Consider the following 16,319-nt stretch of genomic DNA (forward strand, 5'->3'; position numbering starts at 1 on the left):
TTTTTAGCTCCCTGCTCTTGCAGGAGGCCCGGCGGCGGTATAAATTTGTCTTCAGAGCGGCAGGTTCGTTTGCCGCCGGCTAATCTAACAATAACCTAAACCAACCGGAGTATGCGAAAAACTCTACCTTGTTGTATACGCGCAATGCTGTCCGTCCTCGTCCTTTTTCTGTCCGCGGCGGCGGCTTCGGCGGCAACAATCCCGATTAACGGCCTGGTCGTTAATAAGGAAAAAGAGCCGATGGTCGGCGTTACGGTCCTGCTCAAAGGCACCTCGCAGGGCGTTACGACCGATGCTGAAGGCCGTTTCTTCATCGATGTCCCCGACAAGAAAAGCGTTTTGAGCTTCGGCTTCGTTGGCTACCAGACGCAGGAAATCGTGGTCGGCAGCCGGATCAACCTCCATGTCATCCTCGAAGAGCAGGTTTCGGAACTCGACGAGGTGGTCGTTGTGGGCTATGGTACGCAGCGGAAGCTGAGCGTCGTGGGGGCCGTTGAGGGCCTCGCCCCGAAGGACCTGCAGATCGGTACCAACCGCTCGCTGAGCAACAACCTTGCGGGGCAGCTTTCGGGCGTGATCGCCGTGCAGCGCACGGGCGAGCCGGGCAAGGATAATTCAGACTTTTGGATTCGCGGCATCAGCACCTTCGCCGGAGGCTCCACGCCGCTGGTGCTGGTCGACGGCGTCGAGCGTTCGCTCAACGACATGGACCCGGCCGAGATCGAGTCGTTCTCGATCCTGAAGGATGCCGCTGCGAGTGCCGTCTACGGCGTGCGGGGTGCCAACGGTGTGATCCTGATCAACACCAAACGCGGCGAGGTGGGACCTCCGAAAGTCTCGCTGCGTTACGAGGTCGCCATGAGCGAGCCGACGAAGCTCCCGGAATTCGTCGATGCAACCACCTATATGGAGGTTATGAACGCCATCGCGTCGGACAGCCGCATCACGCTGCCGTTCTCTCAAAAGCAGATCGGCCTCACGAAATCCCGGTACGATACGGACCTCTATCCCGATGTCGACTGGATCGACGCCATCACGAAGAAACATGCCTGGAACCAGCGCGTGAACGTCAATGTCAACGGCGGTTCACCCGTGCTGCGTTACAATGTCACGGCCTCGGTCTACAACGAGCGGGGCATCATGGAGCGCGACGACAGCCAGTCGTGGGATGGTTCGACCAAGCTGACCCGTTACAATGTCCGTTCGAACGTCGATGTGGACATCACCAAAACCACGCTGCTGAAAATCAACATCGGCGGCTACCTGCAGCGGCAGAACAAGGTCAACCACGACATCGAGGACCTGTTCAACGTAGCCTTCAACACGCCGCCGTTCGTCCATCCGACCATCTATTCCAACGGAAAGGTCGCCCGCAAGGACGGCAACCAGAATCCCTGGGCGCTGGCCACGCAGACCGGCTACCAGCGTCTTTCCAATTCCAAGATCGAGAGCCAGGCTTCGCTCGAGCAGAACCTGAAATTCATCACCTCGGGTCTGCGGGCCCGTGTGACCTTTGCTTTCGACAGTTCGAACGCCAGTCTCGTGCGGCGCGGCAAGACGCCCGATTACTACAATCCGGCCACGGGGCGCGACGACGACGGCAACCTGATTATGAATATCGCCAGCTACGGGCAGGAGTTCCTCGACCACGTCTCTTCGGGCGAATTCGGCGAACAGACGACCTATCTCGAAGGCGCCGTGAGCTATTCGCGCGAGTTCGGCAAACACTATGTCGATGCCATGCTGCTCTACAACCAGCGCAGTTACGACACCGGCGAGAAACTGCCTTACCGCAACCAGGGCTTCGCGGGACGTTTCTCCTACTCCTATGACCGCCGCTATGTTGCCGAGTTTAATTTCGGGTACAACGGTTCGGAGAATTTCGCCCGCGACCACCGCTTCGGCTTCTTTCCTTCGGTGGCCGTTGGCTGGCTGATCTCCGAGGAGCACTTTATGGAGCCGGCCCGCGACGTGCTGTCGAAGCTCAAGCTGCGCGGTTCCTACGGCATCGTCGGCAACGACCGTATCAACGGACTGCGCTTCGCCTATATCACCACGCTGGGGACCAACAACGGCTATTCGTGGGGTACGGACGGCAGCGGCGGCCACACGACCCAGGGCAATGTCTCCCATACGGGCCGCTGGGAGGGGCACCAGGGAGTCGCTAACCTCACCTGGGAGGAGTCCGCGAAATTCGACGTCGGCCTGGAGCTGGGACTCTGGAACGCCCTGAACCTGCAGGCGGACTATTTCTTCGAGCGTCGCAGCAACATCTTCATGCAGCGCACCAACCTTCCCGGTTCAGCGGGCTTCATCGACGCCCCGTGGGCCAACTACGGCATCGTCGAAAACCGGGGTGTCGATCTGGCGCTGGAATTCAACAAGCAGTTCGGCCGCGACTGGTTCCTTTCGCTCAAGGGCACATTCACCTTCGCCCGCAACAAGATCATCGAGAAGGACGAGGCCCCGACCGTCGTCGGCACCTACCGCTCCTATACCGGACAGTCGGTCTCGACGCTCTACGGCCTGACGGCGCTCGGGCTCTTCACCGAGGCCGATTTCGCCGACGTAGAAAAAGGCATTCTGCGCGAGGGGCTTCCCGCGCAGTCGTACAGTTCGGTCCGTCCGGGCGACATCCGCTACAAAGACCTGAACGGCGACGGGGTGATCGACGATCAGGACATGGGACCCATCGGCGGCACCGAGACCCCGGAGATCGTTTATGGATTCGGGGCCAGCGCCCGCTGGAAGAACCTCGATGTCAGTGTCTTCCTGCAAGGTACGGCCAATACGTGGCGTATCGTCGGCAGTGATGTCTTCATTCCCGGCAGCGGTTCGGGCGTGCTGGGCAACATCCTGACCAACTATGCCGACAGCTGGAGTCCCGACAGTCCGCGTCAGGATGTCTTCTACCCGCGTTTTTCCTACGGTTCGAGTCTCAACAACCGGCAGCCGTCGACCTGGTGGAAGAAGAGCATGAGCTTCCTGCGCGTGAAGACTGTCGAAATCGGCTATACCTACAAGAAATGCCGGTTCTTCGTGAGCGGCAACAACCTCTTCTGTTTTGCGAATTTCAAACTCTGGGACCCCGAGGTCGGAGCCAACGACGGACTGATCTATCCGACGATGCGCAGCTACTCGCTGGGAGCTTCCGTAACCTTTTAAAACCGTTCTGCCATGAAAATACGCATATATCTGATCCTCGCGCTGGCTGGCTTCTCGCTGTCCGCATCGTGTTCCTACCTCGACCAGGTGCCCGAGGACGAGCTGACGCTCGAAATGGTCTTCAACGACAAGACCCGCACCGAAGACTGGCTGGCCGGCATCTACGCGGGCATCGCCGATCCCTATTGGGACTATATGAACAAGGCCGGTTACGACACGCTGGGCGACGACATGACGCTGCCTGCGGCTTGGACGACCTTCGACTGGACGGTGCTCCATATGGTGGCCGGTAACTGGTCGCCCGCCACCGAATGGAAGATGTACTACTGGTCGGAACTACCCAAGTATATCCGTTCGGCCTATATCTTCCTCGATCATGTGAAACCCCTTCCGCAGGACGGAGTGACCGCCTCGGAGGTGGCCCTGATGAAGAACGAGGCCCGGTTTATGATCGCTTATTACTACTGGCTGCTGATCGAGACCTACGGCCCGATTCCGTTCTCGCCGGGGCTGGTCGATGCCGGGGCGAGTAACGAGGAGCTGCTGATCGGCCAGACGCCGTTCGACACGATCGTCGACTGGATCGACAAGGAGCTGACCGAAGCGGCCAAGGGGCTGCCGGCCTACTATACCAACAACAACAAGTTCGGCCGCGCCACGTCGGTCATGTGCCATGCCGTCCGGGCCCGCATGTTGCTCTTTGCCGCCAGCGACCTCGTGAACGGCAATCCGGACTATGCCGGACACGTGAACAAAAAGGGCGAGGCGCTTTTCAGCACGCAACACGACCCCTCGAAATGGACGAAAGCCGCCGAAGCCTGCCGGGAACTGATCGAGCTGGCCGAAGGCAACGGCTACAGGCTTTACACCGAACTAACGGCTGACGGCAAGATTGATCCTTTCCTGTCGTACCAGAACATGATGTTCACCCGCTGGACCGACGGCAACAAGGAGATCCTTTTCGCACGCCCCGGAGGGTGCAACATCTGGGATTACGAGAAACACGCCACGCCGCGCGGCAGCGGCGGCAACGGCGGTCTGGGCGTAAGCCAGTCGCTGGTCGACGCCTTCTTCATGAAAAACGGCCTGCCGATCGACGACCCCGCCTCGGGCTATTCCGACGTCGGTTATTCGACGGCCTCCGACCGCCGCAACACGGAGTGGATCGAGGGAAGCCCCACGGAGACCCCCGGTGAAATCACCACCGCAGGAACCTATAATATGTACTGCAACCGCGAGGCGCGTTTCTATGTCACGGTGCTCTACAACGATGCGTGGTTCCGCGAATCGAACCGCCGCACGGAGTTCCACAACCCCGACATGGACGGCGGCGGCTACAACTCCCCGCAGGCGGGCTACCTGCTGCGCAAGAAGGTGCATCCCGACCACAACGAGCTGAACGACAATTATATCTACCGCCCGGGAATCCTCTACCGGCTGGGCGAGGCTTACCTCAACTACGCCGAGGCGCTGAACGAGTGCGATCCGGGCAATGCGGACATCCTCTTCTACCTGAACAAGATTCGCGAACGCGCCGGCATTCCGACCTACGGGCCCGGTCCCGACCAGATTGCGGTCGACGCTTCGGACCAGATCGCCATGCGCAAACTGATCCGCATGGAACGCCGCGTCGAACTCTGCGTCGAGGGCGTCCGCTACAACGACCTGCGCCGCTGGAAGGAGGCCGGGAACGTGCTCAACGGGCCGGTTTACGGCATGAACGTCAATGCCACGACCAAAGACGGCTATTTCCGCCGCACGCTGCTCGACTACAAGCACGTCTACCGCAAGGCGTTCTATTTCATGCCTGTGCCGAGCTGGGAGATGGACAAGAATCCCAACCTCGTGCAGAATCCCTATTGGTCAACCCAGGAATAACACGCAACCGATGAAAAAACAGCATTTTATCTGGATACTGGCTTCGCTCCTTGCATTCGCCGGATGCGACGAGGACAAAAGCCCTTACGCTCCGACCGGCGGCGAAGCGCTCCGCATCGACGCCTCCGTGGAGGAGATTGTGCTCGACCCCGCGAACAACGCCCAAACGGCTGTCACGTTCACCTGGAACCGGGGTTATACCTACGGCAGTGCCGTTTCGGTGGAGTATTGCTTCAAAATGGACATTGCCGACAACAATTTTGCCACGGCGACCGACCTCGAGGTGTTGGGACCGGATGTCTTCGAGCGCAGCTTCACGGTCGAGGAACTCAACGACCTTTGCCTCGAACGGTGGGGGATCACCCCAGGCGAATCCGCCCGGCTCGAGGGCAAGGTGATCGCCCGCCTCACGGCCGACAAATTCCTCATGCCCGGGGTCGCCACGACGGCTTTCGACGTGCAGACCTACGAACTGCCCTCCGCGCCGCTCTACCTGCTGGGCGATGCCGTCGAGGTCGACGGCGCCGCGCTGGGTTGGGAGCCTTCGAAAGCCGTGGCCATGACCGAGGAGGTCCTCTCGCGCCAGTACAGCTACAAAGGCCGTTTCCGTGCCGGCGAATATGTCCTGCCGCGTCAGCGCACGAGCCTGCTTCCGGCCTTCTTCCGCGGGGCGGACGCCTCCTCGATGGAGCTCTGCACCGATGCGGAGGGTACGCGCCTGCGGATCGACCGTTCGGCCACCTACCGGCTGGTCGTGAACACCAAGCGCCTGACCCATACGCTGGTATATTATCCGGAATACGAGTCCGTCTATATGGTCGGGGGCGCCACTCCGGGCGATTGGACCATCGAAAAAGCCACTCCGATGACCTGGGTCGAGGGTACCGCGCAGTTTGTTTACGAGGGCCCCTTAGTGGTCGGAGAACTGAAATTCCCGGCCGGAAAGGCCAGCTGGGACGCTCCCTTCTTCATGCCCGTCGTCGAGGACTGCACCGACCTGACGATGACGGGTGTGCAGTTGGTGCAGCCCGGCGGTGTGGACTACAAATGGCGCGTTACCGAGGCCGGAAACTACCGGATCACGCTCGACATCGACGCGCTGACGATCAGTTTTGAAAAACGCTAACCCTTAAAATTTCTGAAAATGAACCGTATAAAAAATCTATTCATCCTTTTGTCGGGGCTGCTTCTCTGGACGGGATGCAGCGACGACAAGGAGGTCGGCGGTGCGGACATCCGTCCCATCACGCTCACCCCGGAGCAGGACGCCGTGACCATCACGCGTGAAAATGCCGCACAAACGGCCCTGACCCTCACGTGGAACGACGAAAGCCGCTATGCCGGCAAAACGGCCTATACGCTTGAACTCACTCTCAAGGACGCTCCCGTTGCGAAGGTGCATAAAGTCGGGGAAATCGCCGCGAACAGCCATTCGTTCACCGGAGCCGAACTGCAGGAGCTGATCGTCGGCGAGTGGGGTGCTGAGGCGGGCGACCCGGTGATCCTCACGGCTCGTGTCGCGGCAGTCACCGGCTCCGAATCGGTCAACCTTTCGGCGGTCGTGCAGGTCGGTGTGACGACCTATGCGACGCTGTTGCCGCTGACGCTGTCGGCCGATCCGCAGACCCTCATTCTCGACGAGGCGCAGGCTGCTGAAACGGCTGTGGCTTTCGCGTGGAGCGATGCGAACGACTATGCCGCTGACGCTATCTATCGTTTCTCGCTCGGAATTTCGGGCGACGAAACGGCCGTGGAGACCGCCGATGCCGCCGGTATGGGAAAAACCTATACGGTGGGTGCGCTCAATGAGCTGCTCACCGAGACCTGGCGGCAGGAACCCGGCCGCCGCATCACGCTCGAAGCGCGTGTCGCCGCTTATGTCGGCGGGGAACAGCAGGCGGTGTCGGCCATCTCCTATGTCGATGTGACGCCCTACGGAGCGACGCCGGTCTTCGCGTCGCTCGCGCTCTTCGGTGATGCGACTCCCGGCGGTACGGACCCGGTGCAGGCCGTGGCCATGACCCGTTCCGGGAACGACAGCCCGGAATTCACGTGGAAGGGTGCGCTGGAGGCCGGAAACCTGCGTGTGCTATGCAATCCCGACGGTACGCTCGGTGTCGATCAGTTCATCGCCTCCGAGGCCGACAGGGAGATCGTTTCGGGACGCAGCGAGACCATGACCCTCACCCGGGCCTCCGATCCTGCCCGGAATGCGTATATGTGGAAAATCGCGCAGGCGGGCGAATACACCGTCACTGTGGATACCGAGCAACGCACGATTCTCTTCACGCTCGAACGGCGCTTCTACACCTCCCTCGCGATGGTAGGTCCCGCGACTCCCGGCGATTGGGCGATCACGGAGGCGACGCCGCTGACGCGCAGCGGACGTGTCTTTACGTGGGAAGGCGACCTGAAGGTCGGTACGCTGCGCTTTGCGTGCGATCCCGACGGCACCTGGGAGACCGACCAGTATATCGCTTCGGAGCGGGACAAACCCGTGGTCCCGGGTGTCAGCGAGGAGCTGGTGCTGGCGGCCGTGTCGGAGCCGAACCGCGGCGACTTCATGTGGAAGATCGGCGTCCCGGGAACCTGGGCCGTCTCGGTCGATACGGGGGCGGGAACGGTCGTGTTCACCCTCAAACGGAGCCTGCTGGAGAACTGCACGGCGATGCACATGGTGGGTGATGCCGCACCCAACGGCTGGGATGCCGGGAACATGACTCCGCTTGCGTCCGAAGGCACGACGTGGAAATGGTCGGGACACCTGAACCGCGGCGAACTGAAATTCGTCTGCAACCGGACTGCGGGTAACGACTGGGGAGAGTACCAGTTGCTTGCGACCGTCGTAAACGACCCGGTCACTCCGGATGCTGCGGTCAAACCTTTTGCCTGCACCCCCGCCGCCGACAACAAGTGGGACATCCGCACGCCCGGCAATTATGAAATAGCGGTCGATATGCAGGCTCAGACCGTCACCTTCCGCCTGGTGCGGAGCGATGCCGAGGAGATAGCCTATCCGTCGCTCGGGCTGATCGGAGGCGCGGCGCCCCAGGGCTGGGGATTCGATTACAGCCAATCGACGCTCCTTCCGGAAGACGGCAACCGCTATTACACCTGGACCGGACACCTGAACGAGGGCAGTCTCAATATCATGTGCGACATCTCCGATACGGCGTGGGGGAGTCCCCGGCTGACGGCGCTCGAGCCGGACACGCAGGTCGTGCCGGGTGAAGCTTGCGGCATGCACTACAAACAGGACGACAATGCCTGGCTCATCGCCACGCCCGGACGTTACACGATACGCGTGGACATACACGCTATGCAGGTGATCTTTACGCTCGAACAAGCTGACGAATAAAATAAACTGTTATGAAAATGATCGGATATTTATATGCAATAAGCCTCATGGGGTCGCTGTGCGTTTCGTCGTGTGAAAGCGACGATGCGCGGTCGGATGCCGGTCCCCTTTCGGATTTCTACCTCACGGTGTCGGCCGGTGCCGTGCAGCTTTCGCAGCAGAACGCCGCGCGTCAGGCACTGGAGATCGCTTGGAGCGGCGGTGCCGACGACAGATCGACCCGCTATACGCTCGAAATCGGCATCGACGGCGAGGCACCGGCTGATGCCGGAAGCTGGTCGAAGAGCTTCGTCCGGGGCGAGCGTGTCTGTGTGCTGACGCAGGAGGAACTGAACCGGATCGTCATCGACGAATGCAACGTCCGCAAATCGGCCTCCGTGCGGCTGAAAGTGAAACTGACGATGAACACCTCGGTCCACTGGAAACTTTACAGCGTCGCCGACAGCGCCTATGTGAATTGTAGTCTCTACACGCCCGTCTATCCCGAGCAGCGCCACAAGGCCCCGATGTACTGGAGTCCTTATGAGTACAACTACGAGAAGAACAGTTATATGCCCGAGGACGAGTGGCAGGCCAACATCGACTGGGTGGCCGCCAACCTGAAGAATTACGGCTATACGCTGGTCTCGACTGACGGCTGGATGACCGAACACGACCTGCGTGTCTGCAACGAGTACGGCTATGTCTCTCGGGCGTCGATCAACTGGCAGCACGACTATGCCTACTGGGCCGATTACTGCCGTTCGAAGGGGCTGCAACTGGGTATCTACGGCAATCCGCTCTGGGTTCCCCGCGAGGTGGCCCAGTCGGGCCTCAAAATCAAGGGTACGGACATCCCGGTCGCCAACATCGTTGACCTGAACGAATACCGCAACGGGCACCAGTACAACTGGGTGCAGCTGGACCGGGAGGGTGCCGAAGCGTGGGTGAGGGGCTATGTCGACCACTACGCCGAGATGGGTGCCGTCTTCCTGCGTGTCGATTTCCTCTCGTTCTACGAGGACGGCAAGGATCGCTTTCGTCCCGAGGGTGTGGGGCCCGACCGGCCGGACTGGATGTATGAAACCGCTCTGCGGTGGATGCGCGAGCAGTGCGACAAGCACGATATGTTCCTTTCGGTGGCCATGAACCATGCCTATGGCGACGCCGCCGTCGAACGCAACTATGCGCACTCGATCCGCGTCAGCGTTGATACCGAGGCCGGGGGCTGGGAACGCTTTTCCGCGCTGGAACGGGGCGTGCACTATCCGATGTGGATGCAGTGGATGAACCCGTTCGACGGCCTCGTCTATTTCTCCCGCATTTCGGGCCGGGGCCGCGTGATGCTCGACGGCGATTTCATCCGTCTGAACACGATGGCTTCGGACGGCGAATGTCGCTCGGTCGTTTCGCTCAACGTGATAGCCGGAGGGCTCGTGGCCGTTGCCGACTGTCACGACACGGCGGGCGACCGGCTCCGGTTCTACCAGAACCGCGAACTGACGGCCCTCGTGCAGGACGGTTTCACGGGCAAACCCCTCTCGGACGACCCGAACGATCCGCAGAGCTCCGTCTGGACGGGCGAGCTGACCGACGGCAGCCGGATCGTGGCGGTGTTCAACCGCGAGTCCCAGCCCTTGGAGTATACACTCACGCCCTCCGAACTGGGCTTCACGAGTGGGGTAGTGCGCGACCTCTGGGAGCACCGGAACCTGCCGCAGCAATCCTCCTACGAATTCGACATTCCGGCGCACGACTGCGTCGTCTTGAAAATATCCAAGCCCTAATCGCCATGAGAACACGCCTGATCCGCTTCGTCGGAACTGCCGTCCTGCTGTGGGGAGCCTCGTTCCCTGCGGCGGCCGACGGCTGGAAGCTCGAAGCTGACGACTATACCGCCGATTATACCGGAGCCTCGACGGCCAACGGCATGCTGGGCATCCTGCCGTGGAAAGAACCTTTCTCCATTCGTCATGTGGTGCTGAATCACGTCTTCGAACTGAACGACCGCACGGGTGTCAACTGTGCCGTCCGGGGTATCGATCCCTTTTCGATGACGATGCGCATCGACGGCCGCGAGATCGACGGAGACGCGATTTCCGGATGGCGGCAGACGATCGACATGCGCCGGGCCGAGCATACGACGACGTTCGTCGCCGACGGCAAGCTTCGCGTCGCCTATTCGGTCATCGCCCTGCGCAATATGCCCTATGCAGCGCTGATTGATGTCGAAGTGACGGCCCTGCAGGATGCCGAGGCCGATTTCCGCACCGCGATGCAGGTTCCCGAGGGTGAATACCGCACATCCCGCCGCACGCATAGGTCGTTCCTTGTAGACGGCCATCCGACGAATATTCTCCGGACCGATGCTCGGACCGCGCACGGCCGTTACGATGTTTCGGCTTCGTCGATGTTCATTCCTGCGGGCGAAGGGTTCGGATACGAGGGACGGGATGATGCCGCGACGCTCCGCCTGCGCCTGAAAGCGGGCGAAACAAAGCGTTTCACGCTTGCCGGGGCCGTCTGCACGACCCGCGATTTCAGCGATCCTTACAGCGAATCGGAACGTCAGGTCATCTACATCGCCCATGAGTCGGTCGACCGAGTCCTGGCCGGTCACCGTAGGCTCTGGGATGAGATGTGGCAGGGCGACATCGAGATAGAGGGCGACGACGAGGCCCAGCGCGTCGTGCGTTTCGCGCTCTACAACCTTTACGCTTCGTGCCGTGCCGGTTCGCGGTTGAGCATTCCGCCGATGGGACTTTCGTCGCAGGGGTACAACGGCCATATTTTCTGGGACGCGGAGCTGTGGATGTACCCGCCCATGCTGCTGCTGAACGAGGGTATTGCCCGTTCGATGGTCGACTACCGCACCGACCGTCTCGACGCCGCCCGCCGCCGTGCCTCGGCCTACGGATACCGGGGCGTGATGTTTCCCTGGGAGTCGGACTGGTTCGGCGAGGAGTCTACTCCGACGTGGGCCATCACGGGCCCGATGGAGCACCATATCACGGCCGACGTGGGCATCGCCGCCTGGAACTACTACTGCGTGACCCGCGACCGGGAGTGGCTTCGCACCACGGGATGGCCGCTGCTGAAAGAGATCGCCGCATTCTGGGTGAGCCGTGTCGTGCGCAACGACGACGGCAGCTATTCGATCGCGGGGGTGGTCGGCGCCGACGAATACGCCATGAATGTCACTGACAATGCCTTCACCAATGGCGCCGCGAAGGTCGTTCTGCGCAATGCCGTGGAGGCTGCCCGGGCGTGCGGGGAGAAAGCTCCCGCCCTTTGGAGCGACATTGCCGACGGACTGCGCATCCTTCGGGACGACGCCGGCGTGACGCTCGAATACGCCGGTTATGCAGGCCAGCAGATCAAGCAGGCCGATGTCAACCTGCTGGGCTATCCGCTCGGTGTAGTCACCGACCGCGGGCTGCTGCTGCGCGATCTGGCCTACTACGATGCGAAGATCGACCGCGTGAACGGTCCCGCCATGGCATTCAGCGTCTTCTGCGTGCAGTATGCCCGGCTGGGCGACGCCGCGAAGGCCGAGGAGATGTTCCGCCGCTGTTACCGGCCCAACCTGCGGCCCCCGTTCGGGGTGCTGGCCGAGACTCCGACCTCGCACAACCCCTATTTCACCACCTGCGCCGGAGGAATGCTCCAGGCCGTTATGAACGGCTTCGGCGGACTGGAGATCACCGACAAGGGGATCGTGTGCCGGGAAACGGCCCTGCCTGCCTCCTGGAAGCGGTTGACCATCAAAGGAGTAGGCCCCGAACGCCGTACTTATGTCATAAATAACCGATAGAAACGATGATGAAACGAATTTTCCTGTTTTACGCCCTTTTGACGGGCTCCGTCGCTGCGGCGCAGACCTTGACCTCTCCCGACGGGAACCTGACGATGACCTTTGGGCTGTCCGATGGGGGAGTGCCGCAATACGCTCTGACCTATAAGGGGCACGAGGTGATCCGGCCCAGCCGCTTGGGCTTCGAACTGAAGGGCGGGGGAACGAAGGCCGATTTCTCGATGGACGTCACGCAGGTTCCCGCCGATCCCGGGACCTCGCTTTACAATGGCTTTGAGGTGGCCGACACGGAGCGCTCGTCCTTCGACGAGATATGGCGTCCCGTGTGGGGCGAGGAGTCCGAGATCCGCAACCGCTACAACGAACTCGCCGTGACGCTCCGCCAGCCCTCCACCGATCGGGCGATGATCGTGCGGTTCCGTCTTTACGACGACGGGCTGGGCTTCCGCTACGAATTTCCCCGGCAGCGGAACCTGATTTATTTCGTGATCCGCGAGGAGCGCACGCAGTTCGCCATGCCGGGCGACATGACGGCGTGGTGGATTCCCGGCGACTACGATACGCAGGAGTACGACTACACCCGCTCACGGCTGTCGGAGATTCGCTCCCGGATGAAGGATGCCATCACGGGCAACCTCTCGCAGACCTCGTTTTCGCCGACAGGCGTGCAGACAGCCCTGCAGCTGAAAACCGACGACGGTCTCTACATCAACCTCCACGAAGCGGCACTGGTGGACTATCCCTGCATGCATCTGAACCTCGACGACAAAAATTTCGTTTTCGAGTCGTGGCTGACGCCCGATTCGCAGGGTGACAAGGGCTATATGCAGGCGCCCTGCACGACGCCGTGGCGCACGGTGATCGTCTCCGACGATGCCCTCGGCATTTTGGCTTCGCGCCTGACGCTCAACCTGAACGAACCCTGCAAAATCGCCGATACGTCGTGGATCAAACCTTGCAAGTACGTCGGGGTGTGGTGGGAGATGATCACCGGTAAAAGCGCCTGGTCTTATACCGACGACGTGCCCTCGGTCCAGCTGGGTGTTACCGATTACACGAAACTCCGTCCCCACGGACGCCACGGTGCCACGACCGCCAACGTCCGGCGCTATATCGACTTTGCAGCCGACAACGGACTCGATGCCGTGCTGGTCGAAGGCTGGAATACTGGCTGGGAGGATTGGTTCGGCAACTCGAAAGACTATGTTTTCGATTTCGTGACCCCTTATCCCGATTTCGATGTCGAGGGACTCCGCGACTATGCGAAAGAGCGGGGCGTGAAACTCATCATGCACCACGAAACCTCGGCTTCGGTGCGCAACTACGAACGCCATATCGACCGTGCCTACCGCTTCATGCAGGAGAACGGCTACGACGCCGTGAAATCGGGCTATGTGGGCAACATCATTCCCCGCGGTGAGAACCATTACAGTCAGTGGATGGTCAACCACTACCAGTATGCGCTGGAGAAGGCCGCCGACTACCGTATTATGGTCAACGCCCACGAGGCTGTGCGTCCGACGGGTCTGTGCCGCACATGGCCTAACCTTATCGGCAATGAATCGGCCCGCGGCACGGAGTATCAGGCCGGCAGCGGATCGAAATCCTCCCACGTCTGCGTGCTTCCGTTCACGCGGCTCATCGGCGGTCCGATGGACTATACGCCCGGTATTTTCGAAATGGATATTTCCAAAGTCAATCCGGATAACCATGCCCGCGGCAACTTTACGCTGGCCAATCAGTTGGCACTCTATGTCACGATGTCCTCGCCGCTGCAGATGGCCGCCGATCTTCCGGAGAACTACGAGCGTTTCCCCGACGCATTCCGGTTTATCCGCGACGTGGCCCTCGACTGGTCCGAAAGCCGCTATCTGGAAGCCGAACCGGGCGAATATGTCACCGTGGCCCGCCGGGCGAAGCATACCGGCGAATGGTTTGTCGGTTCGACGGCAGGGGAGGAGGGACATCTGTCGAAGATTGCGTTCGATTTTCTGGAGCCCGGCAAAAAGTACGTCGCTACGATCTACGCCGATGCGCCCGATGCCCACTACCGGACCAATCCGCAGGCTTACACCATCCGGCAGACGGTCGTGACCTCCCGGTCGAAGCTCACGCAGCGGGTGGCTCCCGGCGGCGGCTATGCCGTCAGCATCCGCGAGGCTTCGCGGTAGAGCCCTACAGCGTATTAACTGCACTGACTTATTTGCCCCGGACTGGAAAATTCCCGTCTGGGGCAAACTGTGTCAGGAGGTCGCGGTGCAGATTTGGCTCCGGGACGCCTTGTGCCGGGGGCACCCGTAAAGCCCGCTTCTTAAGCGGGTTCGTGATCGCAGCAGCATCCGTCGCCCGGATGGTGCTCCAGCACGGTATGGGGAATATGGCCGTGTGAGACGAGCTGGATGGGGCAGTCGTAGTTGCGCAGCTGCTCCTCCGTCAGCACGTTCGATCGGTGACGGTGTACATGGCGGTTTACGCAGACGATCTCCTTCACGACGCTGGTGATCGTACCGATGTCGTGCGACACCATGACGATCGCCATGCGCGTATTCAGCTCGTGCAGCGTGCGGTAGAGTTCCTTCTCGAACTTGTTGTCCACGAAATTCGCGGGTTCGTCCAGAATCAGCAGCTTCGGGTCCGAAATCACGGCCCGGGCCAACAGCGCCCGCTGCATCTGGCCGCCCGACACTTCGCCGATCGGGTTCCGGGCCGTTTCGGCAATCCCCGATGATGCCAGCAGTTCCATCGCCTTCTCCCGGTCCTCCCGGGTGTAAGGGGAGCGGAACCCGCGGCGTCCCTGCAACCCCGACAGCACCACCTCGAGCACTGAGATCGGAAATGTGCGGTCGAAATCCGACAGTTGCGGCATGTAACCGATCAGTCGCTCCTTGCCTCGAAACAGCTCCGGCGCGAGACGAATCTCGCCCGTGTGGGGCACAGTTCCGAGTATGGCCTTTACGAGTGTTGTCTTTCCGCCTCCGTTGGGCCCTATGACCCCCAGGAAATCGTTGTCGCCGATCTCCAGGTCGACGTGCTGAAGGGCTTCGTATCCGTCGTATGCGACACTCACGTCGCGCATCGTTACCAGATTCATTTTGCGGTGATTAAGTCGGTTATCGTGTCGATATTGACAATGGCATCCCTGCCCAGCGGGTCGATCGCCACATATTCGGCATCGATGTCTCGTGCAATGACCTCCACGATCGATGCCGGAAACTGGTTTTGGTAGAATATCCGTCGGATACCGTCCTCGCGGGCCTGCCGAATGATTGCTGTCAGCTGTTTGGCCGAAGGCTCCTTACCGTCGGCCTCGATGGCCACCTGCCGCAGTCCGTAATCACGGGCATAGTAGGTGAGGGCAGGGTGGTAGACAATGAAATATTTGATGCCGCTCTGCGCAATCTTCTCTGCTGTGCGTACGTCCAATGCCTGCAGCTTCTCCTGCAGCCGTTTGTAATTGGTTTCGTATTTCACCGAATCGGGATAGGCTTTGTGAATTGCCTCGTAGGCATTTGCCGCCATGATCTGCAAGGCTTTCGGCGAGGTCCAGACGTGGGGATCGCCCCCGTGTGCATGGTTGTGTTTGTGATTGTTGTGCGAGCAGGAGCCTTCGATCAGGTCGATTCCTCGACTCAGGTCGATGAGCTTTTCCCGCTTTTCCATCTTACCCAAAAGCGAGGTTTCGAAATCGATAAGTCCCACATTGAAAACAAGTTGCGCTTTGTTGAGCCCCACGAATTGCCGGGGTGTCGGTTCGAATGTCTCGGGACTGGCTCCGGCCGGAACGAGCACTTCGACCTTGAAATCCCCGCCGACGATGCTTTCCACAAGGCTCTGCAACGGCTGTATGGACACATATAATGTATTGTCATTCTGGTGTTTGCCTGTTTTGCAGGCCGCCATTATCAGGATCGCTGACAGGTATGTCGCAATTTTACGCATGATTGATAATTTCTGCTGATTTGTAAATTGAACAAAGGTAATAAAATTATGTATAGACCTTGCATTTGTGCCCAGATTTATCGAAGGCTAGTAGTCCTTATTATCTGTATATCATTTTACTACATATATAATTTAACATAATAGCAATATTAATTCATTCTTATGAGGAGGCGGGCAGCATGTTGC

9 protein-coding genes are annotated in these 16,319 nt (G+C 60.2%); 7 read left to right on the forward strand and 2 right to left on the reverse strand.

What is annotated here, in order from left to right:
- Positions 1–144 precede the first annotated feature (144 nt).
- From BLU78_RS00755 to BLU78_RS00785, 7 genes are read left to right on the forward strand one after another with little or no spacing between them, the layout of a single operon-like run.
- Positions 145–3,165: a SusC/RagA family TonB-linked outer membrane protein gene (locus BLU78_RS00755; RefSeq protein ID WP_010259236.1), complete on the forward strand. Its 3,021-nt coding sequence runs from the start codon at positions 145–147 to the stop codon at positions 3,163–3,165.
- Positions 3,166–3,177: 12 nt separating this feature from the next.
- Positions 3,178–5,043, forward strand: a complete 1,866-nt coding sequence (locus BLU78_RS00760) for a RagB/SusD family nutrient uptake outer membrane protein (RefSeq protein ID WP_010259238.1) — start codon at positions 3,178–3,180, stop codon at positions 5,041–5,043.
- A 10-nt stretch (positions 5,044–5,053) separates the two neighbouring features.
- Positions 5,054–6,169 carry a SusE domain-containing protein gene (locus BLU78_RS00765; protein ID WP_010259241.1) on the forward strand — a complete coding sequence of 372 codons (1,116 nt, stop codon included), beginning with the start codon at positions 5,054–5,056 and terminating at the stop codon, positions 6,167–6,169.
- Between the two features lie 18 nt (positions 6,170–6,187).
- Complete coding sequence (locus BLU78_RS00770) at positions 6,188–8,401, forward strand: SusE domain-containing protein (RefSeq protein WP_044106074.1); 2,214 nt, start codon at positions 6,188–6,190, stop codon at positions 8,399–8,401.
- 17 nt (positions 8,402–8,418) lie between these two features.
- Positions 8,419–10,167 carry an alpha-galactosidase gene (locus BLU78_RS00775; RefSeq protein WP_176791112.1) on the forward strand — a complete coding sequence of 583 codons (1,749 nt, stop codon included), beginning with the start codon at positions 8,419–8,421 and terminating at the stop codon, positions 10,165–10,167.
- Between the two features lie 5 nt (positions 10,168–10,172).
- Entirely contained in the window at positions 10,173–12,194 is a 2,022-nt protein-coding gene (locus BLU78_RS00780; RefSeq protein WP_010259247.1) for a kojibiose hydrolase, read from the forward strand.
- Between the two features lie 5 nt (positions 12,195–12,199).
- On the forward strand, positions 12,200–14,365 hold the full coding sequence (locus BLU78_RS00785) for a glycoside hydrolase family 97 protein (RefSeq protein WP_010259249.1): 2,166 nt from the start codon (positions 12,200–12,202) through the stop codon (positions 14,363–14,365).
- Positions 14,366–14,505: 140 nt separating this feature from the next.
- On the opposite strand, the gene BLU78_RS00790 is transcribed toward BLU78_RS00785, so the two are convergent.
- Positions 14,506–15,285 carry a metal ABC transporter ATP-binding protein gene (locus BLU78_RS00790; RefSeq protein ID WP_010259251.1) on the reverse strand — a complete coding sequence of 260 codons (780 nt, stop codon included), beginning with the start codon at positions 15,283–15,285 and terminating at the stop codon, positions 14,506–14,508.
- Positions 15,282–16,133, reverse strand: coding sequence for a metal ABC transporter solute-binding protein, Zn/Mn family (locus BLU78_RS00795; protein ID WP_026020568.1), 852 nt, complete (start codon positions 16,131–16,133; stop codon positions 15,282–15,284). The genes BLU78_RS00790 and BLU78_RS00795 overlap by 4 nt, the downstream gene beginning before the upstream one ends.
- Positions 16,134–16,319 lie beyond the last annotated feature (186 nt).

The organism is Alistipes timonensis JC136 (assembly GCF_900107675.1).
Classification (GTDB): domain Bacteria; phylum Bacteroidota; class Bacteroidia; order Bacteroidales; family Rikenellaceae; genus Alistipes; species Alistipes timonensis.